The sequence below is a fragment of the Pseudomonas sp. A genome, assembly GCF_056270345.1.
Genome location: NZ_CM149873.1, coordinates 5,743,786 through 5,767,846 on the forward strand (window position 1 = coordinate 5,743,786; position 24,061 = coordinate 5,767,846).

The 24,061-nt window shown below is 65.9% G+C and carries 26 protein-coding genes; 13 read left to right on the forward strand and 13 right to left on the reverse strand.

What is annotated here, in order from left to right:
• Positions 1–12: 12 nt before the first annotated feature.
• The 5 genes from AC0MAZ_RS25630 (at position 13) to AC0MAZ_RS25650 (ending at position 2,768) form a co-directional block, all read left to right on the forward strand.
• Positions 13–636: a hypothetical protein gene (locus AC0MAZ_RS25630; RefSeq protein WP_203650579.1), complete on the forward strand. Its 624-nt coding sequence runs from the start codon at positions 13–15 to the stop codon at positions 634–636.
• Positions 637–784: 148 nt separating this feature from the next.
• A complete protein-coding gene (locus AC0MAZ_RS25635) occupies positions 785–1,357 on the forward strand; it encodes a putative antibiotic biosynthesis monooxygenase (RefSeq protein ID WP_203650577.1) in 573 nt (190 codons plus the stop codon).
• 76 nt (positions 1,358–1,433) lie between these two features.
• A complete protein-coding gene (gene folM / locus AC0MAZ_RS25640; RefSeq protein WP_203650575.1) occupies positions 1,434–2,126 on the forward strand; it encodes a dihydromonapterin reductase in 693 nt (230 codons plus the stop codon).
• 11 nt (positions 2,127–2,137) lie between these two features.
• Positions 2,138–2,434: a DUF1244 domain-containing protein gene (locus AC0MAZ_RS25645; RefSeq protein WP_475859649.1), complete on the forward strand. Its 297-nt coding sequence runs from the start codon at positions 2,138–2,140 to the stop codon at positions 2,432–2,434.
• Positions 2,427–2,768 carry a HopJ type III effector protein gene (locus AC0MAZ_RS25650; protein ID WP_475859651.1) on the forward strand — a complete coding sequence of 114 codons (342 nt, stop codon included), beginning with the start codon at positions 2,427–2,429 and terminating at the stop codon, positions 2,766–2,768. Before AC0MAZ_RS25645 ends, AC0MAZ_RS25650 begins: the two co-directional genes overlap by 8 nt.
• An 89-nt stretch (positions 2,769–2,857) precedes the next feature.
• On the opposite strand, the gene AC0MAZ_RS25655 is transcribed toward AC0MAZ_RS25650, so the two are convergent.
• The 4 genes from AC0MAZ_RS25655 to AC0MAZ_RS25670 all read right to left on the reverse strand — a co-directional run bounded on the left by AC0MAZ_RS25655 (position 2,858) and on the right by AC0MAZ_RS25670 (position 7,113).
• Complete coding sequence (locus tag AC0MAZ_RS25655; RefSeq protein WP_475859653.1) at positions 2,858–3,766, reverse strand: alpha/beta hydrolase family protein; 909 nt, start codon at positions 3,764–3,766, stop codon at positions 2,858–2,860.
• A 189-nt stretch (positions 3,767–3,955) separates the two neighbouring features.
• Complete coding sequence (locus AC0MAZ_RS25660; RefSeq protein ID WP_475859655.1) at positions 3,956–4,642, reverse strand: N-acetyltransferase; 687 nt, start codon at positions 4,640–4,642, stop codon at positions 3,956–3,958.
• 167 nt (positions 4,643–4,809) lie between these two features.
• Positions 4,810–6,009 (reverse strand): enoyl-ACP reductase FabV, encoded by a 1,200-nt coding sequence (fabV, locus tag AC0MAZ_RS25665; protein ID WP_203650558.1) that lies wholly within the window; start codon positions 6,007–6,009, stop codon positions 4,810–4,812.
• Between the two features lie 243 nt (positions 6,010–6,252).
• Positions 6,253–7,113: a LysR family transcriptional regulator gene (locus tag AC0MAZ_RS25670; protein ID WP_203650556.1), complete on the reverse strand. Its 861-nt coding sequence runs from the start codon at positions 7,111–7,113 to the stop codon at positions 6,253–6,255.
• 134 nt (positions 7,114–7,247) lie between these two features.
• On the opposite strand from AC0MAZ_RS25670, the gene AC0MAZ_RS25675 reads away from it, so the two are divergent.
• Genes AC0MAZ_RS25675 through AC0MAZ_RS25690 form a run of 4 tightly spaced genes read left to right on the forward strand, consistent with a single transcriptional unit; the run spans position 7,248 to position 11,417 of the window.
• Positions 7,248–8,297, forward strand: a complete 1,050-nt coding sequence (locus AC0MAZ_RS25675) for an agmatine deiminase family protein (protein WP_234562978.1) — start codon at positions 7,248–7,250, stop codon at positions 8,295–8,297.
• A complete protein-coding gene (gene aguB / locus AC0MAZ_RS25680) occupies positions 8,294–9,190 on the forward strand; it encodes an N-carbamoylputrescine amidase (RefSeq protein ID WP_475859658.1) in 897 nt (298 codons plus the stop codon). Before AC0MAZ_RS25675 ends, aguB begins: the two co-directional genes overlap by 4 nt.
• Positions 9,191–9,193: 3 nt before the next feature.
• Entirely contained in the window at positions 9,194–10,288 is a 1,095-nt protein-coding gene (locus AC0MAZ_RS25685) for an extracellular solute-binding protein (RefSeq protein WP_232855723.1), read from the forward strand.
• 4 nt (positions 10,289–10,292) lie between these two features.
• The gene (locus AC0MAZ_RS25690) at positions 10,293–11,417 is read left to right on the forward strand and encodes an agmatine deiminase family protein (protein WP_475859660.1); all 1,125 of its coding nucleotides are present in this window, start codon (positions 10,293–10,295) and stop codon (positions 11,415–11,417) included.
• A gap of 134 nt (positions 11,418–11,551) precedes the next feature.
• On the opposite strand, the gene AC0MAZ_RS25695 is transcribed toward AC0MAZ_RS25690, so the two are convergent.
• Both AC0MAZ_RS25695 and AC0MAZ_RS25700 read right to left on the reverse strand, forming a co-directional pair.
• Entirely contained in the window at positions 11,552–12,085 is a 534-nt protein-coding gene (locus AC0MAZ_RS25695; RefSeq protein WP_475859662.1) for a cytochrome b/b6 domain-containing protein, read from the reverse strand.
• Positions 12,082–12,351 carry a PepSY domain-containing protein gene (locus AC0MAZ_RS25700; protein WP_110736922.1) on the reverse strand — a complete coding sequence of 90 codons (270 nt, stop codon included), beginning with the start codon at positions 12,349–12,351 and terminating at the stop codon, positions 12,082–12,084. The genes AC0MAZ_RS25695 and AC0MAZ_RS25700 overlap by 4 nt, the downstream gene beginning before the upstream one ends.
• Before the next feature lie 178 nt (positions 12,352–12,529).
• Between AC0MAZ_RS25700 and AC0MAZ_RS25705 the strand changes: the two genes are divergently transcribed.
• Positions 12,530–13,708: an acetyl-CoA C-acetyltransferase gene (locus AC0MAZ_RS25705; RefSeq protein ID WP_475859664.1), complete on the forward strand. Its 1,179-nt coding sequence runs from the start codon at positions 12,530–12,532 to the stop codon at positions 13,706–13,708.
• Positions 13,709–13,774: 66 nt separating this feature from the next.
• Here the strand turns inward: AC0MAZ_RS25705 and rimI are convergent, their stop codons facing one another.
• Entirely contained in the window at positions 13,775–14,230 is a 456-nt protein-coding gene (gene rimI, locus AC0MAZ_RS25710; RefSeq protein ID WP_475859666.1) for a ribosomal protein S18-alanine N-acetyltransferase, read from the reverse strand.
• Entirely contained in the window at positions 14,227–15,018 is a 792-nt protein-coding gene (locus tag AC0MAZ_RS25715; protein ID WP_232855728.1) for an energy transducer TonB, read from the reverse strand. The genes rimI and AC0MAZ_RS25715 overlap by 4 nt, the downstream gene beginning before the upstream one ends.
• 332 nt (positions 15,019–15,350) lie before the next feature.
• Here AC0MAZ_RS25715 and mksB point away from each other — a divergent pair, with 332 nt between their 5' ends.
• Genes mksB through mksF form a run of 3 tightly spaced genes read left to right on the forward strand, consistent with a single transcriptional unit; the run spans position 15,351 to position 20,165 of the window.
• The gene (mksB, locus tag AC0MAZ_RS25720) at positions 15,351–16,640 is read left to right on the forward strand and encodes an Mks condensin complex protein MksB (RefSeq protein ID WP_110735926.1); all 1,290 of its coding nucleotides are present in this window, start codon (positions 15,351–15,353) and stop codon (positions 16,638–16,640) included.
• Positions 16,630–17,337 (forward strand): Mks condensin complex protein MksE, encoded by a 708-nt coding sequence (gene mksE, locus AC0MAZ_RS25725; protein ID WP_011532174.1) that lies wholly within the window; start codon positions 16,630–16,632, stop codon positions 17,335–17,337. Before mksB ends, mksE begins: the two co-directional genes overlap by 11 nt.
• Entirely contained in the window at positions 17,334–20,165 is a 2,832-nt protein-coding gene (gene mksF / locus AC0MAZ_RS25730) for an Mks condensin complex protein MksF (RefSeq protein WP_475859668.1), read from the forward strand. The genes mksE and mksF overlap by 4 nt, the downstream gene beginning before the upstream one ends.
• Positions 20,166–20,292: 127 nt before the next feature.
• Here the strand turns inward: mksF and AC0MAZ_RS25735 are convergent, their stop codons facing one another.
• From AC0MAZ_RS25735 to rplU, 5 genes are all read right to left on the reverse strand, one after another.
• Positions 20,293–20,739, reverse strand: coding sequence for a CreA family protein (locus tag AC0MAZ_RS25735; protein WP_186713018.1), 447 nt, complete (start codon positions 20,737–20,739; stop codon positions 20,293–20,295).
• A gap of 23 nt (positions 20,740–20,762) precedes the next feature.
• A complete protein-coding gene (proB, locus tag AC0MAZ_RS25740; RefSeq protein WP_203650531.1) occupies positions 20,763–21,881 on the reverse strand; it encodes a glutamate 5-kinase in 1,119 nt (372 codons plus the stop codon).
• 87 nt (positions 21,882–21,968) lie between these two features.
• Positions 21,969–23,192 carry an Obg family GTPase CgtA gene (gene cgtA / locus AC0MAZ_RS25745; RefSeq protein WP_110735931.1) on the reverse strand — a complete coding sequence of 408 codons (1,224 nt, stop codon included), beginning with the start codon at positions 23,190–23,192 and terminating at the stop codon, positions 21,969–21,971.
• Positions 23,193–23,379: 187 nt separating this feature from the next.
• On the reverse strand, positions 23,380–23,637 hold the full coding sequence (gene rpmA, locus AC0MAZ_RS25750) for a 50S ribosomal protein L27 (RefSeq protein ID WP_003247464.1): 258 nt from the start codon (positions 23,635–23,637) through the stop codon (positions 23,380–23,382).
• Positions 23,638–23,674: 37 nt separating this feature from the next.
• Entirely contained in the window at positions 23,675–23,989 is a 315-nt protein-coding gene (rplU, locus tag AC0MAZ_RS25755) for a 50S ribosomal protein L21 (RefSeq protein ID WP_003247466.1), read from the reverse strand.
• Positions 23,990–24,061 lie beyond the last annotated feature (72 nt).

Here is a 24,061-nt window from a genome sequence, read left to right on the forward strand (position 1 = left end):
TCGAGTTCGACCATGCAAGCAGACGCCCTACTCTCCCAGGACGAACTGGATTTCATCCAGGACATGCAGCATTCGCCCCAGCTGAACCTGGCCGACCCCATGTCGAGCCTGCTGGTCAATGGCGACCGTCGTCTGAAGGACCTGCTCACCCGCCTGGTGGCCAACGAGCAGGTGACCCTGCAGGCCAGCTTCAACAACCAGCAGTTGAGCTTCCCTCTGCAACTGGTCGAGGATGAATTCCACGCCCTGCACCTGCAACTGGGCTCGCCGGACATCTACGAGGACGGCCCCATGCTGCGGCCCTGGCGCTTGTCGCTGGAGCGGCCGAGCGCCCTGCTCGACGACCATGGCCAGGCCAGCGACCTGTGGGTGCGGGACATCTCGTTCAAGGGCGTGCTGCTGGAAGTCCGTGGCCAGCGCGAGGCGCCGTCCCGCTTCAAGCTGCGCTTCGCCGCCGCGGATATCCCGCCGATCGGCCTGCACGGCGTGCTGCGCCGACGCATCGGCCCGCGCCTGGCCGCCTATGACCTGTCACATAGCCCGGCCGAAGAAATCGAACGCCTGCGCGAGTACATCCTGCAGGCCCACCGCCAGGCTCACCCCGAGCTGCACGCCCAGGCCCCTGCCGCCTTCTGACGACCGTCCAGCCGCTGAAACTGACCGGTCATGCGTGTTCGCGCATAATCTGCGCCCGATTCTTGCAAGCACGCCTGCGCCGCCCACCACCCCGGGCCGCATGCCAAGGGGCCGGCTACCCGCCAGCCCCGTCGCCAGGAGATACACGATGTCTACCCCACCCGTCACCTTGATGGTGTCGCGCCGCGCCGCCTGTGGCCGCTACCAGGACCTGCTGGCCTGGCTGCACGAAGGCGAGCAGCTGGCCACCGACTTCCCCGGTTACCTGGGCTCGGGCATCCTCGCGCCGCCGGCCGAGGGCGATGAATTCCAGATCATCTTCCGCTTCACCGACGAGCAGACCCTGCACGCCTGGGAGCATTCTGCCTCGCGCCGGACCTGGCTGGAGCGCGGCGACGGCCTGTTCGAACGCCCCAAAGAGAGGCGCGTGAGCGGCATCGACGACTGGTTCGGCACCAATACGGTGCAAAAACCGCCACGCTGGAAACAGGCCACGGCCATCTGGCTGGCGTTCTTCCCGGTCTCGCTGCTGTTCAACTTGCTGTTCGGCCACTGGCTGGCAGCGCTGGAACTACTGCCCCGCGTGCTGCTCAGCACCCTGGCCCTGACCCCCTTGATGGTGTACCTGTTCATCCCGCTGTCCACCCGTTTGCTGGCCGGCTGGCTGAACGCCGCGCCGCAGGCCCCGAGCGACCGCCCCCAGGGGCTGCGCAGCCGCTGAGGCACGGGCTCGCAAGGCCGCGCAGTTCGGGTATGCTGGGGCATCACGCACGGACAGACGAACAGACCGCCCGCACATGAACAGCCCAATCCTCATCACCGGCGCCAGCCAGCGCGTCGGGCTGGCCCTGGCCCTGGAGCTGGCCCAGGCCGGCCATACGGTGGTCAGCGCCAGCCGCAGCCTGCATGCCCAGGCGGCCCACCCGAACATCCGGCAGTTCCAGGCCGACCTGACCCGCAGTGAAGACCGTCAGGCCCTGATCGACCACCTGCACGGCCACTACGACGGCCTGCGCGGGATCATCCACAACGCCTCGCTGTGGCTCGACGACGGCCTGGACAACCTCGACACCATGTTCCGCCTGCACGTCGAGGCGCCCTACCACCTCAACCTGGCCCTCGGCGAATGGCTGAACAAGGTGGACAAGGCCGATATCATCCACATCTGCGACGAGACCTCCTCGCGCGGCAGCAAGAGCCACATCGGCTACGCCGCGACCAAGGCCGCGCTGCAGAACATGGTGCTGTCGTTCGCCGAAAAGTACGCGCCCAAGGTGCGGGTCAACGGTATCCTGCCGGGCCTGTTGATCCTCAAGGAAGGCGGCGACGAGCAGTACCGCCAGCAGACCCTGAAAAAGGCCCTGCTCGAATTCGAACCCGGCGCCCGCCCGCTGATCGACGCCGTGCTGTTCCTGCTCGAAAGCCAGTACAGCACCGGCAGCCAGGTGGTCATCAACGGTGGCCGCCATCTGAAGAACCGCATGACCTGAAGAGACCGCCCATGACCCCGCAACAACAGCTCGAACTCGAAGCCGCCGCGTTCCGGCGCCTGGTCGACCATCTGCAGAAACGCACCGACGTGCAGAACATCGACCTGATGAACCTCTCCGGCTTCTGCCGCAACTGCCTGTCGAAATGGCTCAAGGCCGCCGCCGACGATCGCCAGATCGAGCTGAGCCTGGACGCTGCCCGCGAGCAGGTGTACGGCATGCCCTACGCCGAGTGGAAAGCCCAACACCAGAAAGAAGCCAGCGCCGAGCAACAGGCGGCGTTCGAACAAGGAAAACCCCGTGACTGACCTGAACACCCTGCGCAGCAGCCTCGCCAGCGGCGAACACGTTTTCGCCGACACCCTGGCGTTCATCGCCGCGAACTACAGCTACCAGCCCCAGGCCTTCGACAACGGCGACGTGCACAATGCCGCCGGGCAGAACGAAGGCTCGTGCAAGACCCTGGGCCTGGCGCTGCTGGAAGGGCTGAGCGACCAGGAAGCACTGTTGGCCTTCGGCGAGCACTACCGCAGCGTGGTGGCCACCCCCGAGGGCAGCGACCATGGCAATATCCGTGCGCTGATCAAGCATGGGCTGGCCGGCGTGAAGTTCACCGCCCAGCCGCTCACGCGCGTGGCCTGACTTCGCGTCTCGCCCATCGCGGGGCAAGCCCGCTCCCACTGCTGGTGGGAGCGGCGGTGCGCCGATGCGACTTGCCCCGCGATGGGCCCTCAACCGATAACGCGACCCGGCACCTGGCCCTGCAACTGCCCTTCTCGCAGCCATCCCAGCGCTATTGGCCACAAACTTTCACGAAACCGATCGTGAAAGAACGCGAAATGCCCGATCTCCTCCACCGAGATATCCACAGGCGCCACCCGCAGGTGCCGACGCTCGGCCTGCCGCAGATACCCCAACAACCGCTCAGTAGCCGCCACCGTGCCGAACGGATCATCGGTCAAGCTGACGGCCAGGGTCGCCGCCCGCACCTGTTCGAACGGCGCCGCCTCGAGCAGGCGCCCACTGGGCCGGTGCTCGTAGCGCGGCGTGCGGGTGCTCCAGTCGTGCACCACACCAGCCGGGGTATCCTCCAGCCAGCCCAGGCGCTTGCCGGGAAAGTAGCCGAACACCCGGGTCAACAGCGGCATCAGCACATGCCATTTGCCGAACAGCTGCCAACGCTGCTCCGCCGCGTAGTCACGCCAGTAGGCGAACTGCGCCCCCACCAGCACCGCATGGCGCACCTGCGCCGCCGAAGGCGCCAGCCCCAGCGCCCAGCCGCCGAAACTGTGGCCGACCACATGCACCGGCTGGCCGGGATGCTCGGCGACGGCCAATTGCAGCATCGCCTCGAAGTCCAGCCGCCCCCAGTCGCTCCAGGACGCCTGGAAGCCGCGCAGCGTGGCCGGGCGCGATTCGCCGATGCCGCGGTAGTCATAGGCGAGCACGTCGAAGCCCTGGGCGAACAGGTAGTCGGCGAATCGCGAGTAGTAACGACAGCGCACCGAGGTAGCGGCGTTGATGATCACCAGTGCTCGCCCTGGATCGGGCTCGGCGTGGCGCCAGCGGAAGCCGCCGAGGCTGTAGCCGTCGGCGGCGACATGACGAAAGGCACAGGCGGGTTGGGTGAGGCTGCTCATGGCGCGCTCCCTGCGGCGTCGCGCCATGCTGGCGGACGGGCTGTTGTCGTGCGCCCACGCTAGCAAAAAATTCCCGAACAGCGCGAGTTCCTTGTAGGAGCGGCTTCAGCCGCGATCACCAGCGAAGCTGGTGCCATATACCTCGTTGGTTTCATCGCGGCTGAAGCCGCTCCTACAGGTCCTGTGCTTTCAGGCAGTCGGCAGGGCTCGCGCCACACCCGGCTTGCGCAGCACCGCCAGGCGCGAGCCGTCGTAGCGGGTTTCGCGGAACAGCTTCCAGAAGCCGAACAGGCCGTACACATGCATCACCCGCCCCTGCTCGTGATAGCCCATGCGCAGGTGCAGCTTCATGGCCGGCACGTTGTGGGTCTCCACCACATCCACCACCTTATGGCAGCCCTTGGCACGCATGGCGTTCCACAGCTCGACCTGGGCCGTCACCGACAGCTCGCTGCCGAAGTAGGGCCGGGTCATTTCGCCGCCGAATTCGAAGAACTCGCCCGGTTTCACCGGGAAGGTGCAACCGTAGTAGTGCTTGTCGTGATAGTCGACCACGCTGGCCCAGATGAAGGCCACGGCATCGCCCTGCTCGTCCAGGTACATGTGTCCGGTGTGCCCCTCGGCGGCCAGCTCGCGCATGGTCTCGACGCGGTCGCCGAAATACGCGGCGAAGGCGTCGGCGTTGGCGGTGGTGATCTGTGCCAGGGTAACCGGCGTGTGAGCCTTGAGGCTGTAGGGCGGCACCGGGCTGACCAGGTCGCGCTCCATCCACAGCAGCTCCCAGTGGAAGAACACGTAACGTTCGAACAAGGTCTTGAAGGTGCGCTTGAGGCCCTTCTGGCGAATGCGTTCTTGTAGTTTTTGCAGTGCGCCCATTGCTCCCTCCTCGGCCCCGGCGGAATTGCCAGGCCAATAGCTGGGGTATAGATCAGGCGCGGGGTGCCCATGGCAAAGGGCCATTGGGTGATTTGTTTCAGAATATTAACAAGTCGTCGGCGGGAACCGCGCAGCCGTCATCAACGGCTGCGCGGTCAAGGACTTGCTTACAGCTCGATGCAGTCGAACCGTACGTCGGTGGCCACGTCTTCGTCGTAGTTGACGTCAGCGCGCTCGAAACCGAACAGGTTGAGGAACTGCTTCTTGTAGCCGGCGTAGTCGGTCAGCTCGAACAGGTTCTCGGTGGTGACTTTTGGCCACATCGTACGGCAGGCCTCCTGCACGTCATCACGCAGTTCCCAGTCGTCCAGACGCAGGCGGCCTTCGTCGTCCAGGGCAGCCGGCGCTCCGTCCGCACGGTACATGCGGTCACGGAACATGCGGTCCAGCTGGTGCTGGGTACCTTCGTGAATACCCTTCTCCTGCATGATCTTGAAGACCATCGACAGGTACAGCGGCATCACCGGGATCGCCGAGCTGGCCTGGGTAACCACCGACTTCAGCACCGCAACGTTGGCACTGCCACCGACTTTCTTGCCCAGGCGCTGGGCGGTTTCGTCCAGGTCCTGCTTGGCCTTGCCCAGCGCGCCGTCCCAGTAGATCGGCCAGGTGATGTCGGAGCCGATGTAGCTGAAGGCCACGGTGCGGGCCTGCGGTGCCAGCACGCCAGCGGCGTTCAGCGCGTCGATCCACAGTTCCCAGTCCTGGCCGCCCATCACGGTGACGGTGTCGGCGATTTCCTGCTCGGTGGCCGGCTCGATGCTGGCCTCGATGATGGTGTCCTTGTTGGTGTCGATGGCGGTCGACTTGTACGGCTGGCCGATCGGCTTGAGCGCCGAGCGGATCACTTCACCGGTCTGCGGCAGCTTGCGCACCGGCGAGGCCAGGGAGTAGATCACCAGATCGACCTGGCCGCCCATTTCGGTCTTGATCAGCTCGATGACCTTGGCACGGGCTTCGTCGGAGAAGGCGTCACCGTTGATCGACTTGCTGTACAGGCCTTCGGCCTTGGCGAACTTGTCGAATGCGGCGGCGTTGTACCAGCCGGCGGTACCGGGCTTGGTCTCGGTGCCCGGCTTTTCGAAGAACACGCCCAGGGTATCGGCCTTGAAGCCGAACGCCGCGGTGATGCGCGCGGCCAGGCCGTAGCCGCTGGAGGCGCCGATCACCAGGACTTTCTTCGGACCATCCTCGCGCACGCCCAGCTTGCGGGTGGCTTCGATCTGGTCACGGACGTTGAGCTCGCAGCCCTTGGGGTGAGTCGTGGTGCAGATGAAACCGCGAACCTTGGGATGAATGATGGCCAATGTCTGTACCTCGTCAGGTTTAGGCTGGGGCAGCACCCGGATTCGGGGCGCTGCCGTTTGATCTAGAGGGTGAGACTACCCTCGCGGGATATCCGACACATATTACGGGGTGATTCAAAATCCTCGAACATTTTGTAGGAGCGGCCTTGTGCCGCGAAAGGGCCGCGAAGCGGCCCCGGCAATTTCAGCGATCTTCCGAAATCTGGGGCTGCTGCGCGGCCCTTTCGCGGCGCAAGGCCGCTCCTACAGGGACGGTGCTGGCTGCAAGGCTTCGCGCAACCATGCCAGGAACTGCCGCGCCAACGGATCCTCCTGGCTTTCCCAATGCACCAGGCAGCTCCACACCGGCCCGCGTACACGCTGTGCCGACAAGGGCCGCAAACGTCCCTCGTCGACCATCCGCTGCGCCAGCAGCTGACTGACCAGGGCAATCCCCAGCCCCTCGCCCGCCGCCTCCAGCAGCAGCCCCGGGTCGGAGAAATTCAGCCCCTTGCCCTGCTGCCCTACCTCCTCGCCGCCCTCCAGCTGCCAGTGGCTCCAGTCCATCTCGCGCTCGCCGTGCAAGGTCGTGCGCCCGGTCTCGGATAATGTCGGGTGACAAGCCGGATACAGCGTGTCCTGGTGTAGCACAGTGAAGCTGCATTCAGCCTGCGGGCCGATATCGTCGCGAATCGCCAGGTCGATGGTCTCGCTGGCCATGTCCGGCACCTCGAAGCTGGTGAACAGCCACAGGTCCACGTCCGGGTGACACCGGTGGAAATCCGCCAGGCGCGGTAACAGCCAATGCCGGGCGAAGGCCGGGGTGGTATTGACCACCAGCTGGTTGGGCTTGCGGTATTGGTCGAGACGACGAATCCCCACCGCCAGCTGCTGCAGCAAGGCCTGGGTGGTGCTGAGCAGGTCATGCCCGGCATCGGTCAGGCTGACACTGCGCCCGCTGCGATGAAACAAGGGCTGTTCCAGGTAGCTTTCCAGGCTGCGGATCTGCTGGCTGATCGCCGACTGGGTGAGGTTCAGGGCCTCGGCGGCCTTATGGAAGCTGCCCAGGCGGGCGGCGGCTTCGAAACCACGCAGGGCGTTGAGCGGGGGCCAATGCTTGAGCATGCTGATAAGCCTGACTAATCAGAAATACGCTAAATCTATCGTTTGTCGCGCCACTTTCCCAGCCATAACATGGGCAGCAACACCCGCGACGGCGGGCTTCGTTGATAACAATCCCTAATAGATCGGAGTTCACTATGACCCTGTCCCGCGACAGCGGCTGGCGCATGCCTGCCGAATGGGCCCGCCACGCCGCCACCTGGATGATCTGGCCACACAACAAGCCGCTGTGGGAGTCGGGCTGGGGCGTGACCCTGGCCGACGTGCAGCGCGACTATGCCCGCGTGGCCGCCGCCATCGCCCGCTTCGAGCCGGTGAAGATGGTGGTCGATCCTTCGGCCATGGCCATTGCCCGCGAACTGTGCGGCCCCGGCATCGAGCTGGTCGAACTGGCCGTGGATGACAGCTGGTGCCGCGACAGCGGCCCGACCTTCCTCGTCCACCCGCAACAGGGCGTGGCCGGCCTGAGCTGGCGCTTCAACGCCTGGGGCGACAAGTCCGAGCATGGCAAGGACCGCAGCCTGGCCCGGCGCATCCTCGACCACCTCGGCCTCGAAGGCCTGAGCACCCCGCTGTGCAACGAAGGCGGCGCCATCCACGTCGACGGCGAAGGCACGCTGATCACCACCGAGTCGGTGCTGCTCAATCCCAACCGCAACCCGGGCCTGAGCAAGGCCGACTTCGAGGACTGCTTCGCCCGCCTGCTGGGCATCCGCAAGACCATCTGGCTGCCGGGCGACCCGCAGTACGTCACCGGCGACATGACCGACGGCCATGTCGATGGCGTGTGCGCCTTCGCCCGCCCCGGCGTGCTGCTGGTGGACGCCACCCACGACCAGGGTTCGGTGTACGCCGAAGTGGCCCGCGAGAACCGCCGCGCCCTGGAACTGGCTACTGATGCCCAGGGCCGCTCGTTCGAGCTGCTCGACCTGTACGAGGCCACGGCGGCCGTGGACACCGAAGCCGAGGTGTTCTGCGCCTCCTACACCAACTTCTACCTGGCCAACGGCGCGGTGATCATGCCGGCCTACGGCATCGACGCCGACCAGGCCGCCGCGCAGCAGCTGGCCCTGGCCTTCCCCGGCCGCGAGGTCGTGCCGGTGCGCATCGACCACATCGCCCACGGTGGCGGCGGCATCCACTGCATCACCCAGCAGCAGCCAGCGTGGCAGGGGGCGCGGCCATGAGCACCTTGCGCATCGCCACCACGCAGATGGCCTGCAGCTGGGACCTGGCCGCCAACCTCGACCGTGCCGAGCAGCTGGTGCGAGAGGCCGCCGCCCAGGGCGCCCAGGTGATCCTGCTGCAGGAACTGTTCGCCACCCCGTACTTCTGCATCGAGCAGTGCCACAGCCACCAGGCCCTGGCCCAGGACTACCACGACAGCCCGTTGCTCAAGCGCTTCGCCGCCCTGGCCAAGGAGCTGGGCGTGGTGCTGCCGCTGAGCTGGTATGAGCGCGCCGGCAATGCCTTCTTCAACTCGCTGACCGTGGCCGACGCCGACGGCCGCCTGCTGGGCATCTACCGCAAGACTCACATCCCCAACGCCATCGGCTATCAGGAGAAGGAGTACTTCAGCCCCGGCGACACCGGCTTCAAGGTCTGGGACACCGCCTTCGGCCGCCTGGGCATCGGCATCTGCTGGGACCAGTGGTTCCCCGAGACCGCCCGCTGCCTGGCGCTGATGGGCGCCGAGGTGCTGCTGTTCCCCACCGCCATCGGCTCGGAGCCGGGCGCCGCCGAGTTGGATTCGCGCGACCATTGGCAGATGGCCATGCGTGGCCACGCCGCCGCCAACCTGCTGCCGGTGGTGGCCGCCAACCGGGTCGGCCACGAGGTCGCCCGTAGTGACGACAACCTGTCGATGCACTTCTACGGCTCGTCATTCATCTGCGACCACAAAGGCGCCATGCTGCAAGAAGCCGACCGCGACAGCAGCGGCGTGTGGCTGCACGACCTGGACCTGGAAGGCATGCGCGAGGACCGCCTGACCTGGGGCATCTACCGTGACCGTCGCCCCAGCATGTATGCGCCGCTGATGACCCTCGACGGCCGTACCCCACAAACCGCGAGGGCCTGAACCATGCCAAGCCGTCCATCGAAACTGCTCGCCATCGCCGCCCTGGTGGCCTGCGCCGGCGCTGCCCAGGCCGAGCAGGAAGCCCTGCGTCTGTACAACTGGGCCGACTATTTTGCCGAGGACACCCTCAAGCGCTTCACCGCCGAAACCGGCATCCCGGTGATCTACGACGTCATGGACGGCAGCGAAGTGCTCGAGGCCAAGCTGATGTCCGGGCGCAGCGGCTATGACCTGGTGTTCCCCGGCGACACCGTGGCCGAACGGCTGATGCGCGCCGGCAGCCTGCGGCCGCTGGACCGCCAGCAACTGACCGCGCTGGATGACATCGAGCCCGGTCTGCGCCAGCTGCACGAGCGCTATCCCAAGGCCAGCCAGGCCACCGTGCCCTACACCTGGGGCACCATCGGCCTGACCATGGACGCGGCGAAGATCCGCGAGCGCATGCCCGACGCCCCGCTGGACAGCCTCGACCTGCTGTTCAAACCGGAGCTGGCGGCCAAGTTCGCCGACTGCGGCATCTCGATGATCGACTCGCCCGACGAAGTGCTGGCCGTGGTGCTCCACTACCTCGGTCGCGAACCACGCAGCGCCAAACGCGAAGACCTGGCCGCCGCCAGCGAACTGCTCAAGGGCATTCGCCCCTATGTGCGCAAGCTGCAGTCACAGCCGGTCACCGAGCTGGTCAACGGCAACACCTGCCTGTCGCTGGGCTACAGCGGCGACGTGATCCAGGCCCAGCGCACCGCCGAGGCCGCCGGCAAGGCCATCGACTTCCAGTACCGCGTGCCCCGCGAAGGCACCACGGTGTGGATGGACACCATGGCCATCCCCGCCGACGCCAAGCACCCGGAATACGCCTATCGTTTCATCAACTTCGTCATGCGCCCGGAGAACATGGCCGCGATCAGCAACTTCACCGGCTACCCCACCGCCAGCGCCAAGGCCCGCCCATTGGTGGACGCGCGCCTGCGTGACAACCCGGACATCTACCTCGCCGATGCCACCTACACCCGGCTGATCCCGGGCAAGGACATCCCCCAGGCCGACATGCGTGCGCGCATGCGCGTCTGGACCCGTTTCAAGACTGCACAGGACTGACCCCATGCCCACTCGCCGTACCTTCCTCCAGCAAATGAGCGTCGTCGCCGGCCTCGGCGCCGCCGCCAGCTTTGGCCTGCCGTTCGGCAGCAACAGCGCCCGCGCCAGCGAGGCCGGTCGCTGGTTCATGCCCGACGAGGGTGAACCGCACCAGCGCGCCTACATCGCCTTCGGCGCCCAGGACGCCATCTGGGAAGACTTCACCGAAGACGTCCAGGCCGCGCTCGGGCGCATCGCCCGTGCCATCGCCGCGTTCCAGCCGGTGACGGTGTTCTGCCGCGCCAGCGAGCGCGACATCGCCGAGGAGGAATGCGGCAGCCACAACATCACCTATGTCGAGACCGAGCTGGACGATATCTGGATGCGCGACATCGGCGCCAACTTCGTGGTCGACGACGATGGCGCGCTGGGCGCGGTGGACTTCAACTTCAACGGCTGGGGCGGCAAGCAGCAGCACCGCTACGACGCCAAGCTCGCGGCTCGCGTCGCCAGGCTGGCCGGCGCCCAGTACCAGCAGAGCGAACTGGTGGGCGAAGGCGGCGGTATCGAGGTGGACGGCCACGGCACCGGGATCATGACCGAGAGCAGCTGGATCAACAGCAACCGCAACCCGGGTTGGAGCAAGGCTCAGGTCGAGGCGGAGCTGAAGGAGCGGCTGGGGCTGCGCAAGATCATCTGGCTGCCGGGCATCAAGGGCAAGGACATCACCGATGCACATGTGGACTTCTACGCGCGCTTCGCGGCGCCCGGCGTGGTGGTGGCGAACCTGGACAACGATCCGGACTCGTACGATCACGAAGTGACCCTTGAGCACCTGGAAATCCTGCGCAACGCCACCGATGCCGATGGCCGCAAGTTGCAGGTGCACACGATGTCGCCACCGCTCAAGCCTCGGCGCAGCAAGTTCAGCGAGGACAATCCGGACTTCGCGGCGGGGTATATCAACTACTTCGTCATCAATGGCGCGGTGATCGCGCCGCAGTTCGGTGACCGCAGTGCCGACGAGAAGGCGCGGGCGTTGCTGGTGAAGCTGTATCCGGGGCGCAAGGTGGTGCAGTTGGATATCGATGCGATTGCGGCGGGTGGGGGCGGGATTCACTGCGTGACCAACCAGTGCCCGGCGGTGTAGGCACGATTGCCGGGGCTGCTGCGCAGCCCTTTCGCGGCACAAGGCCGCTCCTACAGAGAAAACGCTATCTCCTGTAGGAGCGGCCTTGCCGAGGCGTCGGACCGGCCGGAAAGGGCCGCAAAGCGGCCCCACTTTCACGGGTCCTCGGTAGACCTGCGCCGCCCCGTCACCATCGACCACGGCAGGTTCTCGCGCAGTCGCACGCTCTCCACCAGCGCCGCCAGCAGGTGCACGCAGACCAGCGCCAGCAGGCCATCGGCCAGCCAGCTGTGCAAGGTTTCCAGCCACTCGGCGCCCCACAACGCATCCACCTCCAGCATCATCCAGCCGGTCAGGCCCAGGCTGGCGATGCCGGTCATCATCAGCACCATCACCAGCGCGCCGATCGGCGTGTGCCCCAGGCGGTGATAACGCTCACCGCGCCACAGCGCCCGGGCATGGCCCAGCAGCCGCGCAGGCGTCGGCCAGAAGTCCGCCCAGCGCGCACTGCGCGGCCCGACGAAGCCCCACGTCAGCCGTATCACCAGGCACACGCAGGCGTAGTAACCCAGCCACTGGTGCCAGTCGTCACCGGCCTCGTTGAAGAAATAGTCGCCGAAGAACACCAGCGCGAGCGACCAGTGGCACACCCTGAGCAACGGGTCCCACAGCCGCACGCTGGCGGTCACTTATGGTACTCGGTCTTGACCGCCTTGCCCGTCACCGGGTCGTGGTAGATCTCGACCTTGCGGCCGTCCTTGTCGAAACCGTAGATCTCGTAGCAGTTGCCCTTGGTGACCTGGAACTTGTTGATCTTGTACCCCTGCTCCTTGAGCTGGGCCTGGAACTTGTCGGCATCCTGCCAGGTGCTGCGATCGGCAGTGGTGCACTCGGTCCTGGCGAACGCACCGGCGCTGGCGAGCAGCAGGGTGATGGCGATCACTGAATGGCGCATGGTCGAACCCCTTGTTGTTGGCGGGAACCAGCCAAGCTTAGCCCTGCCCGATTGAAGGCACCGACCCGCACCAATCATTCATTTGAATTTCAGATCAATGGCAAAGAAAAACAAACTTCTCAAATAAGCCCCGGGCGGGGATGCTGTCAGGATCACGCCCGCATCCCGGAGAACAACAATGAACGAAGTCGTCATCGTCGCCGCCACCCGTACTGCCATCGGCAGTTTCCAGGGGGCCCTGGCCAACGTGTCCGCCGTGGAGCTGGGCGCCGCCGTGATCCGCCAGCTGCTGGCCCAGACCCAGCTGGACCCGGCCCAGGTCGACGAAGTGATTCTCGGCCAGGTGCTCACCGCCGGCGCCGGCCAGAACCCCGCCCGCCAGGCCGCCGTGAAGGCCGGCCTGCCCTTCGAGGTCCCGGCGCTGACCCTGAACAAGGTCTGCGGCTCGGGCCTCAAGGCCCTGCACCTGGCCACCCAGGCCATCCGCTGCGGTGACGCCGAGGTGGTGATCGCCGGCGGCCAGGAAAGCATGAGCCTGGCGCCCTACGTGATGCCTTCGGCGCGCACCGGCCAGCGCATGGGCCACGGCCAGCTGGTCGACAGCATGATCACCGACGGTCTGTGGGACGCCTTCAACGACTACCACATGGGCATCACCGCCGAGAACCTGGTGGACAAGTACGCCCTCACCCGCGAACAACAGGATGCCTTCGCCGCCGAGTCGCAGCGCAAGGCCGTGGCCGCCATCGAGGCCGGGCGCTTCAAGGACGAGATTACCCCGATCCACATCCCGCAGAAAAAAGGCGAGCCGCTGGTGTTCGACACCGACGAACAGCCACGCCCCGGCACCACTGCCGAATCCCTGGGCAAGCTGCGCGCCGCGTTCAAGAAAGACGGCAGCGTCACCGCCGGCAACGCCTCCAGCCTCAACGACGGCGCCGCCGCGGTGCTGCTGATGAGTGCCGCCAAGGCCAAGGCCCTGGGCTTGCCGGTGCTGGCGAAGATCGCCGGCTACGCCAGCGCCGGCGTGGACCCGGCGATCATGGGCATCGGCCCGGTGTCGGCGACCCAGCGCTGCCTGGAAAAGGCCGGCTGGCAATTGGCCGATCTGGACTTGATCGAGGCCAACGAGGCGTTCGCCGCCCAGGCGCTGGCCGTTGGCAAACAACTGGAATGGGATGCGGCGAAGGTCAATGTCAACGGCGGCGCCATCGCCCTGGGCCACCCGATCGGCGCCTCGGGCTGCCGGGTGCTGGTGACCCTGCTGCACGAAATGATCAAGCGCGATGCGAAGAAAGGCTTGGCGACCCTCTGCATCGGCGGCGGTCAGGGCGTAGCCCTGGCAATCGAGCGTTGATTCTCGCCGCCTGAACCTGAGCCGTCGCCTGGCACTGGCTTGAACCGGTGCCCGCGGCGGCGCGCCTCAGTCCTCCAGCAACGTACAGGCCATCACCAGCGCGTCTTCGCGCCCGCCCGCCACCGGATAGTAGTCTCGACGCCGGCCGATCTCGTTGAACCCATAGCGCTCGTACAGGCGATAGGCCGACTGGTTGCTGGCGCGCACTTCGAGGAAACACTCGCGGCCATTGAGCTGGAAGGCCCGCGCCATCAGGTGCTCGAGCAGGCGCAGGCCCAACCCGCAGCCCTGGTTCTCCGGCTTGACGGTGATATTGAGCAGGTGCGCCTCGTCGATGATCACGTTGATCACGCCATGGCCGACCTGCTGCTGGCCAACGAACATCAGCCACACTTCATAGGACTTCAGCGCATCCAGGAAGATGCCGCGGGTCCAGGGGTGGCTGAAGGCGGCATATTCGATCTTAAGCAGGGCATCCAGATCCGCCTCGGTTGCCGGGCGGAAACTGATCGAGTCACTCATTCAACGCTCTTCCAGCGCGCCATCAGCTGGCGCATGGCTTTCCAGACGTCCGCCTTGCGTTGCGGCTCGTCCATCAACAGTTCAAGGCCGGGCAAAGCCCAGGCGTTGCCGAGCAGGTCGACCTCGAGTTCTTGGTAGTAGGCTTCGGCATCGGCCTGGCCGGCGAAGCGGATGGCCGGCAGGCCGAGCAGCCACAGGCAGGTGCACGGCGCCTCTTCCAGGCGCGCGGCGATGAAACCCTGGACAAAGTCGCGGGCGGCGTCCGGGCCCTGGTCCATGTTGCCGCGCATCAGCAACGGCCAGCGCACCGGCTCGCCGATGATCTGCGGGGCATCCGGCAGGCCAGCGGCACGCAGCATGTCCTTGAGCAGCAGGTATGACGGGTCGCGGCTCTGGAACGGCTGGCCGGTGGCCAGTTCGACCAGCAGCAGGCAACTGCCAGCGCGCAGCAACTGCAGGGCGAAGCGCGGTGGCGGCACCGGCGCCGGGCGTGGCGCGGGGGCCTCCTGCTCGGCCTCGACCGGCTTGGCGGCCGGTTTCGGCGCGCTGCCCGGGCGCGGGATTTCGATCTTCGGCCGCTCGGCACGTGCCTGAGGGGCCGCCGGGGTGGCGTTCGGCGCAGGCGCGGGAGCGGCCGGACGTACTTCGAAGTCGAGTTCCTCAACCGGCGCCACCGGCAACAGCAGCTCCGGCCGCGACGGGGCGGCGAACGGCAGTTCGGCGCGCGGCAGCCAGTGCACCACTTGCATGGCGGACAGGTAGGCGCGGCGGCGGGACTCGATCAGCAAGGCGCGGGTATCCGGGGATAGACGAAACAGTCGGGCATTCTAACGCCGTTGGCAGCATCGTGGCGCAACAGGTCGACGGAATTTTACTGCCTGCACTGGCCCTTTCGCGGGTAAACCCACACACAGGGATCGCGCCAGATTCTAAAAATTGAGCAAGACAGTTGCTCCCACAGAGGGCGTGCAGGCCCTGTGGGAGCGGGTTTACCCGCGAAAGGGCCAGTGCAGGCCACCCTGTAACTCGGGTTATCCCCCATTACAGACCAAGGGGTGAAATCCTCCCCCCCGGATGCAGTACAATCGCCCCTTTTATTTGGCAACGAGTCGACCCGCCAATGATCGAACCCAAGCGCGTCCTGCGCGCCCTAGCCGAACACTGGGCCTTGATCGAGCCGCTGTGCGAGCGCTTCGACCAGGGCACCCTGAGCCTGGTCGAGCTGCGCCAGCAGCTGGCCCGCCAGCAGGTGGAAAGCACCCCGCAGGACATCACCCAGCTGCTCGACGTGTGGATCCGCCTGGACATCCTGGTCCCGGTGGCCAAGAGCCCGAACCGTTTCGAGCTCAACGCGCAGATCCACGATTTCCTCGCCTACCTGCGCCGCGAACACCGGCTGGGCCTGTGCCTGGAGATCGAGGCTTACCTGCGCCACCTGGAACGCCTCGCCGGGCATATCCAGGACGCCTTCGACAACCGCGACAGCGACGACCTGGCGCGCCAGCTGCGCCTGCTCGACATGCGCGTGCGCGACGTGTTGAAGAAGCTCGACAACGACGAACAGGCGCTGGTGGCCGTGGCCGAGCGGGCCAAGACCAGCAACCGGCAGATCCCCCTGCGCCAGCGCTACGCCGAAGTGCTGGCGACCTGGGACGAGTACGTCGAACCGATGATCCAGCTGGTCAACGCCGACGGCGCCTTCGAGCAGGGCGTGCGCAAGGTCGAGACCGTGCTGCTGCGCCTTTTGGGCGAGCAGGCGCGCCTGGGCCACCTGGTCGACGACGACATGCTGCTGCGCACCCATGCGCGCATCCTCGAAATGCAGACCAGCGCCCAGCTGACCCTGCGCCACGCCCGCGAACTGCTGCTGCCGCTGCGCGAAGAAGCGCGCCGGCACAACGCCGTGACCCGTGGCGCCGCGCTGGCCTTGTCGGTGATCCGCAAGAAGGGCATCGACGCCGTGCCGCAGGCCGCCATGCCGCTGTTCACCCGCCCGCAGAGCACCTTCCTTGGCAGCGCGAGCCAAGTTGAAGCCTACGTCTACGCCCTGGCCCGCTTCGAGCCCAAGCCTGCCCGCTTCCCCAAGGCGCACAAGACGCAAAAGGGCCCGCTGCCCCGCGCCCCACGCACGGTCAAGGAAATGCTCGAACGCTGCGAAGACGCCCTGCCGCTGCCGGACCTGATGGTCTGGCTGCTGGAGCAGGAGCCCGAGGGCGCCACCGACGAACTGCTGTACTGGTTCTCGCGCCTGTCGCGCGAGAAGCGCTTCAGCCGCGAGCGCCTCGATCGCCAGCAATACCTCACCCGCGAACACCTGGTCAGCCTGCGCTCCTTCGCCCTGACCTCCAGCCGCGACAACAAGCCGGCGACCACGACCGAATCCACCGCGAGCCCCGTCCATGCATCTTGATCTTTCCGAACTGTCCCAGCTCGCGCCGATCTTCCGCGAGCTGTTCAAGGGCTTCCACATCAGCCGCCGCGACCCGGAGCTGTACGCCCAGCTGTCGAACTTCCAGGACCAGTACCGCACCCTGTTCAAGGCCCTGGGCTTCGAGCTGGTCTGCGACACCCGCGGCTTCTACTACTTCGTCCCCGAGCAGGCCGCCGCGCAGGTCAACAAGACCGCCCAGCGCCTGTCGCTGTTCACCTTCATCCTGGTCGAGCACCTGGCCGACCAGGGCCGCGACCCGATGGCCGTGCTCGACGGCGGCAGCATCGGCCGCGACGAGTTGCCGTCGCTGCTGGACAAGTACCGCGACCTGTTCCTGCAGGCCGAAGTGCAGACCGTCGACGAGCTCGAAGAAAAGATCATGCGCCGCATGACCCAGCTGGGCTTCGCCTTCGAGGAAGGCGGCATCTACCGCTTCATGCCGCCGATGCACCGTTTCCTCGACGTGTGCCTGTCGGTCCAGCAGGACCGCGACCTGGCCGCCACCCTGCACAGCGACCTGCCGCTGCCGGTGCCCGTGCTGGTGGTGGAAGAGACGCCCGAAGAACTCAACCGCACCGACGACCCGCTCGACCTCACCCCGTTCGACGGCGAGGAAAGCGAAGAGGATGCCCTGGCCCGGGCGATCCGCGAAGAGCAACAGGAGATTGACGCATGAGCCAGGAACGCTACGGCATCCGCCGCTTCGCACTGCTCAACACCGCCGGCTACAGCCTCGGCCTGTTCCCCCTGGAACACCCGCTGTCGGTCTACGGCGCCAACAACCTGGGTAAATCGGCGTCGATCAACGCTCTGCAGTTCCCTATCCTGGCGCGCATGTCCGACATGAGCTTCGGCAAGTACAGCCTGGAGCAGTCGCGGCGCTTCTACTTCGCCAGCGACACCAGCTACATCCTCACCGAACTGAACCTGCCCCACGGCCCGCACGTGATCGGCGTGGTCGGCCGCGGCCCGGGCGGCGGCTTCGGCCACCAGTTCTTCGCCTACCAGGGCGAGCTGGACCTGGCCCACTACCAGAAAGACGACACCTGCCTGCGCCAGAAGGAGCTGTTCACCAACCTCGAGCGCCATGGCCTGAAAGCCTACGAGCTCAAGCCGGACGAACTGCGCCGGCTGCTGGTCGGCGGCCACACCTCGGTGCCGCTGGACCTGACCCTGATCCCGCTGCGCTCGACCAGCGAGCAGAGCCTGAAGACCTTCCGCGCGCTGTTCATCAACCTGCTGCACATGCGCGAGATCACCGCCGCCAAGCTCAAGCAGCTGTTCCTCGACGCCTTCGAGCACAGCCTGCGCTCCGGTAGCGTCGACTACATCGCCGCCTGCGAAGAGGCCTTCCGCGACGTGCGCCGCATGGAGGGCGACTACAACGCCCTGGTGGCCGCAGGCCCACTGGTCGAGGCCCTGGCCGGCGGCGTGGCCCAGCGTGACATCCTGCGCGGCAAGCTGCACCGCATCTCGCCCTTGCTCGACAACCTGCTGGGCACCTGGCAGGAATACGCCATGGCGCGCAAGGAAGAGCTGGTGATCCAGTCCGAGCACTACCGTGGCGAGCAGGACCGCCTGCAGAACGACCAGCGCGGCGGCACCCAGGAGCTGATGCGCCTGGAGCGCGAAATCACCGGTATCCAGCGTTGGCTGGGTGAGCTGTCGGTGCTCAAGCACCGCTTCGCCCTGGTCACCGACGTCAAGGTGCTGGAACAGCAACTGCTGGCCGCCAAGGACGCCCACGACGAACTGGCCGGCGCCCTGGCCCAGTCGCGCCAGTTCTCCGCCGAGGACCTCGACGAGCGCGTGCGCGACCTGGAAAAACGCGTGAAGGCAGTCAAGCAGCAGCTCGACCACGCCGACAACAACAGCTACGCCCGCCTGCGCGAGGAGTTCTCGCAGCAGGACGTCGACCGCCTGATGCGCCTGTTCAACGGCGCGCTGTTCAGCCTGCCGCTGGGTGACCGTGGCATCGAGCTGGACGACAGCGACGTCTGGGTGAAGACCCTCGAAGGCGTGCTCGACCGCTTCAAGGGCGAGCGCTTCGAAGTGCCGGGCCTGTCCATCGACATCTCGCACATCGACCCACCCGCGCTGCAGGCCCTGGCCGACCGCGCCGCCCTGCGCGACCAGAAGGAGCGCCTGGAAAAAGAGCTCAAGCAGCTCAAGACCCAGCAGGCCGTGGCCCTCGACCGCGCCGCCAGCAAGGCGCAGACCGAGGCCCTGTACCAGCAGGTGCTGGATGCGCAGAAGGCCCTGGAAGACTTCCGCCGCACCGAGACCCTGGCCGCCGAAGAGCCGGAAAAAATGGAGCAGTTGGGCCAGCTGGAAGCCGCCCAGGACGAGCTCAAGCGCTCCAGCGACGCCTTCACCGAACGCGTCCAGCAGCTGTCGGCCAAGCTGCAGCTGGTGGGCCGACAGATCGCCGACCTCGAAGCCAAACAGCGCACCCTGGAGGACGCCCTGCGCCGTCGCCAGCTGCTGCCGGCCGACCTGCCGTTCGGCACGCCGTTCATGGAAGCGATCGACGACTCCATGGACAACCTGCTGCCGCTGCTCAACGACTACCAGGACAGCTGGCAGGCGCTGCAGCGCGTGGACAACCAGATCGAGGCGCTGTACGCCCAGGTGCGCCTCAAGGGCGTGGCCAAGTTCGACAGCGAAGACGACATGGAGCGCCGCCTGCAGCTGCTGATCAACGCCTACTCGCACCGCACCGAGGAAGCGCTGACCCTGGCCAAGGCCCGCCGCGCCGCGGTCACCGACATCGCCCGGACCCTGCGCAACATCCGCAGCGACTACGACAGCCTCGAGCACCAGCTGGCGCTGTTCAACCGCGAGATCAACAAGCGCCAGGTGTCGAACCTGGAGAGCTTCCGCGTGGTGCTGGCACCGAACAAGGAAGCGCTCCGGCACATCGACCAGATCATCCACAGCGCCGGCCAGTACGAGGAAGGCGAAACCCTGTCGGTGTTCGACCTCACGCAAAGCGCCGAGCAGGATCACAAGAACGAAGAGGCCAAGGAGTACCTGGCGCGGCTGGTGGCGGCCAACCACAACCAGCTGGGCCTGAAGGACCTGTTCGAGCTGGCCTTCGAGATCACCAAGATCAACAGCCAGCCGGTGATCCACGCCGACATCGACGGCGCCGCGTCCAACGGCACCACCATGACCATCAAGGCGCTGACCAACATGTACCTGTTGCTGCACCTGATGGACCGCGACCTGGCCGGGCGCATTCGCCTGCCGTACTACCTCGACGAGGCGGCGGACATCGACGAACGCAACCAGGCGGCGTTGCTGGAGACCAGCCAGCAGCTGGGCTTCGTGCCGATCCTGGCGAGCGTGAAGCCGCAGGTGTCGGCGCGGGTGGCAATCGACCTGGAAGGCGGCAGCGGGCCGAATGGCATCTACATCGACGAGGCGGACTGGAAGTACATCAGCCGTCGCGACGAAGTGAAGGCGATCGTGCGCGAGGATGAGGCCGAGGAACTGGCCTGATTAGGTGCATGGGGCCGCTTCGCGGCCCTTTCGCGGCACAAGGCCGCTCCTACAGGGATATGCGTCCCCCTGTAGGAGCGGCCTTGTGCCGCGAAAGGAGGCCAAAGGCCTCCCAAAAATCGGGAAGTTACTGCTGTGCCCAAGGCACAATCGGAATCGCCGTCACCGCATTCTGCGGGCTGCCTTCGATCACCCGGTCGCTGTACACCAGGTACACCAGCGTATTGCGCTTCTTGTCGAGGAACCGCACCACCTGCATGGTCTTGAACACCAGCGAGGTGCGCTCCTTGAACACCTCCTCGCCATCTTTCAACTCACCCTTGAAATGAATCGGCCCCACCTGGCGGCAGGCAATCGACGCCTCGGCACGGTCCTCGGCCAGCCCCAACCCACCTTTCAAGCCACCGGTCTTGGCCCGCGACAGGTAGCAGGTCACGCCGTCGACCTTCGGGTCGTCAAACGCCTCGACCACGATGCGGTCATTGGGCCCGACGAACTTGAACACGGTGGACACCTGGCCGATTTCCTCGGCCCCGGCCAGCATCGGCAGCAGCAGCGCCGCCACGGCAAACATCCTTTTCAGCACGGTGATCTCCTTCAGACCAGGACCAGGTTATCGCGATGCACCAGCTCAGGCTCGGCGCTGTAGCCCAGCAGGCTCTCGATGGCGTCGGACGGCTGGCCGATGATCTTCTGCGCCTCCAGGGCGCTGTAGTTGGCCAGGCCACGGGCCACTTCCAGGCCATCGGGGCCGACGCAGACCACCATCTCGCCACGGCGGAAGCTACCCTGCACGGTCTTCACGCCCACCGGCAGCAGGCTCTTGTTCGATTCGCGCAGGGCCTTCACCGCGCCGTCGTCGAGCACCAGGGTGCCACGGGTCTGCAGGTGGCCGGCCAGCCACTGCTTGCGCGCGGCGAGCATGCCGCGCTCGGGCGACAGCAGGGTGCCCAGGCGCTCGCCGGCCTTCAGGCGATCCAGCACGCGCTCGATACGGCCACCAATGATGATGGTGTGGGCACCGGAACGGGCGGCCAGGCGCGCGGCGCGCAGCTTGGTCTGCATGCCGCCGCGGCCCAGGGCGCCACCGGTACCGCCGGCCACGGCGTCCAGCGACGGGTCGTCGGCACGGGCTTCGTAGATCAGCTGGGCTTCGGGGTTGTTGCGCGGGTCGGCGTCGAACATGCCGTCGCGGTCAGTGAGGATCACCAGCAGGTCGGCTTCCACCAGGTTGGCCACCAGGGCGGCCAGGGTGTCGTTGTCGCCGAAGCGGATCTCGTCGGTGACCACGGTGTCGTTCTCGTTGATCACCGGCACCACGCCCAGGTCGACCAGCGTGCGCAGGGTGCTGCGGGCATTGAGGTAACGCTTGCGGTCGGAGAGGTCGTCGTGGGTCAGCAAGATTTGCGCGGTGTGCTTGCCATGCTCGCCAAAGCTCGACTCCCAGGCCTGCACCAGGCGCATCTGGCCGATCGAGGCGGCGGCCTGCAGCTCGTTCATCGCGCTCGGTCGCGAGGTCCAGCCCAGCTGGCTCATGCCGGCGGCCACGGCCCCGGAGGAGACCAGCACCAGTTCCACGCCCGCTTCACGCAGGGCCACCATCTGCTCGACCCACACCGCCATGGCGCCGCGGTCGAGGCCCTTGCCATCGGCGGTCAGCAGCGCACTGCCGATCTTCACGACCCAGCGCTGGGCGCCAGTCACCTTGCTTCGCATCTTCTCTTCCAACCTATGTCGAATCTGTAGATACCGTGGATACAAAAACGCCGCTCCAGAGAGCGGCGTTTAGTGTACTGCAACCGATCAGTCGCGCACGTAAATGATTTCCGGGCCGTCTTCGTCGTCCTCGAAGTCATCCCAGTCATCATCGTCACCGATGTCGTGCACGCTCTTGACGCCAGTACGACGCAGGGTGCGGGCATCGTCCAGGGCCTGCAGCTGGGCACGGGCCTCGTCCTCGATGCGCTGGTCGAGCTCGGCCAGTTCCTCGGCGTAGGCCGGGTCGTTGGCCAGGCGGTCGGCGCGGTCTTCGAGGTAGCGCATCAGGTCGTGGCTGAGCTTCTCGGTGCCCTGCTTGGCGATGGCCGAGATGACATAGACCGGACCGTCCCAGTTCAGGCGCTCGACCACTTCCTTGACGCGCTCATCCTTCTCGTCGTCCATGATCATGTCGGCCTTGTTCAGCACCAGCCAGCGCTCACGGTCGACCAGCGCCGGGCTGAACTGCGCCAGCTCGTTGATGATGATCTCGGCGGCATCGGCCGGGCTGCTGCCGTCCAGCGGCGCCAGGTCGACCAGGTGCAGCAGCACGCGGGTACGGGCCAGGTGCTTGAGGAAGCGGATGCCCAGGCCGGCACCTTCGGAGGCGCCTTCGATCAAGCCGGGGATGTCGGCGATGACGAAGCTCTTCCAGCGGTCGACACTGACCACGCCCAGGTTCGGCACCAGGGTGGTGAACGGGTAGTCGGCGACTTTCGGCTTGGCGGCCGAGACCGAGCGGATGAAGGTGCTCTTGCCGGCGTTCGGCAGGCCCAGCAGGCCGACGTCGGCCAGGACCTTCATTTCCATCTTCAGGTCGCGCTGATCGCCGGGCTTGCCCGGGGTGGTCTGGCGCGGCGCCCGGTTGGTGCTGGACTTGAAGCGGGTGTTGCCCAGGCCGTGCCAGCCGCCCTGGGCGACCATCAGCTTCTGGCCCGGGGTGATCAGGTCACCGATGACTTCCTGGGTGGCTGCGTCGATCACGGTGGTGCCCACCGGCACGCGCAGGAACAGGTCATCGCCCTTCTTGCCGGTGCAGTCGGTGCTGCCGCCGTTGGAGCCGCGCTGGGCTTCGTGGTGACGGGTGTAGCGGTAGTCGACGAGGGTGTTGAGGTTCTCGTCGGCCACCATGTACACCGAACCGCCGTCGCCACCGTCACCGCCGTTGGGGCCACCGTTCTCGATGAATTTCTCGCGGCGGAAGCTCATGCAACCGTTGCCGCCGTCACCGGCCTTAACCCGGATCGATACTTCGTCTACAAACTTCATTCAAAACCGCCTCTCGTCGGACGACGAGTCGAAAACCAGAAAACCATGAGGCTCTTGCAAAAATGAGCGCGGCGGCCCCGTACCATCAGAAACCAACGCCGGCAGCCCAGACAAACAGCTTTGCAAGAGGCTCACCACAAACGAAAAAGCCCCGTCGCATGACGGGGCTTCTGGAGCGACGTCGCGATTAAGCGGCGACGATGCTCACGTAACGGCGCATGAACTCGCCTTTCTTCTCGAACTTGATCACGCCTTCGATCTTGGCGAACAGGGTGTGATCCTTGCCCATGCCAACGCCGTAGCCAGCGTGGAATTCGGTGCCGCGCTGACGGACGATGATGTTGCCCGGCTTGATCACCTGGCCGCCATACATCTTCACGCCAAGGCGTTTAGATTCTGAGTCGCGACCGTTACGAGTACTACCACCAGCCTTCTTGTGAGCCATGGTTCAATTCTCCAATAAATTCAGGGGATCGGGGCGATTAAGCCTGGATACCGGTGATTTTGATTTCGGTGAACCACTGGCGGTGGCCCATGCGCTTCATGTGGTGCTTACGACGACGGAACTTGATGATGCGAACCTTGTCGTGGCGGCCTTGCGAAACGACTTCGGCCACTACTTTAGCACCAGCAACAACTGGAGCGCCGATGGTGACTTCTTCACCGTTGGCGACCAGCAGGACGCGATCGAAGGTCACGGATTCGCCAGTGGCGACTTCCAGTTTTTCGATCTTGAGGAATTCACCTTCAGCGACTTTGTACTGCTTGCCGCCGGTAACGATTACTGCGTAAGACATGGTATTTCTCCGATAATCCTGCTCACCCAGCGCTTTATATGATGAGTATTGGCTGGCATGGCTGCACAAGGC

Excerpts from the sequence above, each read along its gene's own strand:
- AC0MAZ_RS25630 (WP_203650579.1), top strand. The coding sequence starts at position 13 with ATGCAAGCAGACGCCCTACTCTCCCAGGACGAACTGGATTTCATCCAG.
- AC0MAZ_RS25635 (WP_203650577.1), top strand. The coding sequence starts at position 785 with ATGTCTACCCCACCCGTCACCTTGATGGTGTCGCGCCGCGCCGCCTGT.
- folM (WP_203650575.1), top strand. The coding sequence starts at position 1,434 with ATGAACAGCCCAATCCTCATCACCGGCGCCAGCCAGCGCGTCGGGCTG.
- AC0MAZ_RS25645 (WP_475859649.1), top strand. The coding sequence starts at position 2,138 with ATGACCCCGCAACAACAGCTCGAACTCGAAGCCGCCGCGTTCCGGCGC.
- AC0MAZ_RS25655 (WP_475859653.1), bottom strand. The coding sequence starts at position 3,766 with ATGAGCAGCCTCACCCAACCCGCCTGTGCCTTTCGTCATGTCGCCGCC.
- AC0MAZ_RS25660 (WP_475859655.1), bottom strand. The coding sequence starts at position 4,642 with ATGGGCGCACTGCAAAAACTACAAGAACGCATTCGCCAGAAGGGCCTC.
- AC0MAZ_RS25670 (WP_203650556.1), bottom strand. The coding sequence starts at position 7,113 with ATGCTCAAGCATTGGCCCCCGCTCAACGCCCTGCGTGGTTTCGAAGCC.
- AC0MAZ_RS25675 (WP_234562978.1), top strand. The coding sequence starts at position 7,248 with ATGACCCTGTCCCGCGACAGCGGCTGGCGCATGCCTGCCGAATGGGCC.
- aguB (WP_475859658.1), top strand. The coding sequence starts at position 8,294 with ATGAGCACCTTGCGCATCGCCACCACGCAGATGGCCTGCAGCTGGGAC.
- AC0MAZ_RS25685 (WP_232855723.1), top strand. The coding sequence starts at position 9,194 with ATGCCAAGCCGTCCATCGAAACTGCTCGCCATCGCCGCCCTGGTGGCC.
- AC0MAZ_RS25690 (WP_475859660.1), top strand. The coding sequence starts at position 10,293 with ATGCCCACTCGCCGTACCTTCCTCCAGCAAATGAGCGTCGTCGCCGGC.
- AC0MAZ_RS25700 (WP_110736922.1), bottom strand. The coding sequence starts at position 12,351 with ATGCGCCATTCAGTGATCGCCATCACCCTGCTGCTCGCCAGCGCCGGT.
- AC0MAZ_RS25705 (WP_475859664.1), top strand. The coding sequence starts at position 12,530 with ATGAACGAAGTCGTCATCGTCGCCGCCACCCGTACTGCCATCGGCAGT.
- rimI (WP_475859666.1), bottom strand. The coding sequence starts at position 14,230 with ATGAGTGACTCGATCAGTTTCCGCCCGGCAACCGAGGCGGATCTGGAT.
- mksB (WP_110735926.1), top strand. The coding sequence starts at position 15,351 with ATGATCGAACCCAAGCGCGTCCTGCGCGCCCTAGCCGAACACTGGGCC.
- mksE (WP_011532174.1), top strand. The coding sequence starts at position 16,630 with ATGCATCTTGATCTTTCCGAACTGTCCCAGCTCGCGCCGATCTTCCGC.
- mksF (WP_475859668.1), top strand. The coding sequence starts at position 17,334 with ATGAGCCAGGAACGCTACGGCATCCGCCGCTTCGCACTGCTCAACACC.
- AC0MAZ_RS25735 (WP_186713018.1), bottom strand. The coding sequence starts at position 20,739 with ATGTTTGCCGTGGCGGCGCTGCTGCTGCCGATGCTGGCCGGGGCCGAG.
- proB (WP_203650531.1), bottom strand. The coding sequence starts at position 21,881 with ATGCGAAGCAAGGTGACTGGCGCCCAGCGCTGGGTCGTGAAGATCGGC.
- cgtA (WP_110735931.1), bottom strand. The coding sequence starts at position 23,192 with ATGAAGTTTGTAGACGAAGTATCGATCCGGGTTAAGGCCGGTGACGGC.
- rpmA (WP_003247464.1), bottom strand. The coding sequence starts at position 23,637 with ATGGCTCACAAGAAGGCTGGTGGTAGTACTCGTAACGGTCGCGACTCA.
- rplU (WP_003247466.1), bottom strand. The coding sequence starts at position 23,989 with ATGTCTTACGCAGTAATCGTTACCGGCGGCAAGCAGTACAAAGTCGCT.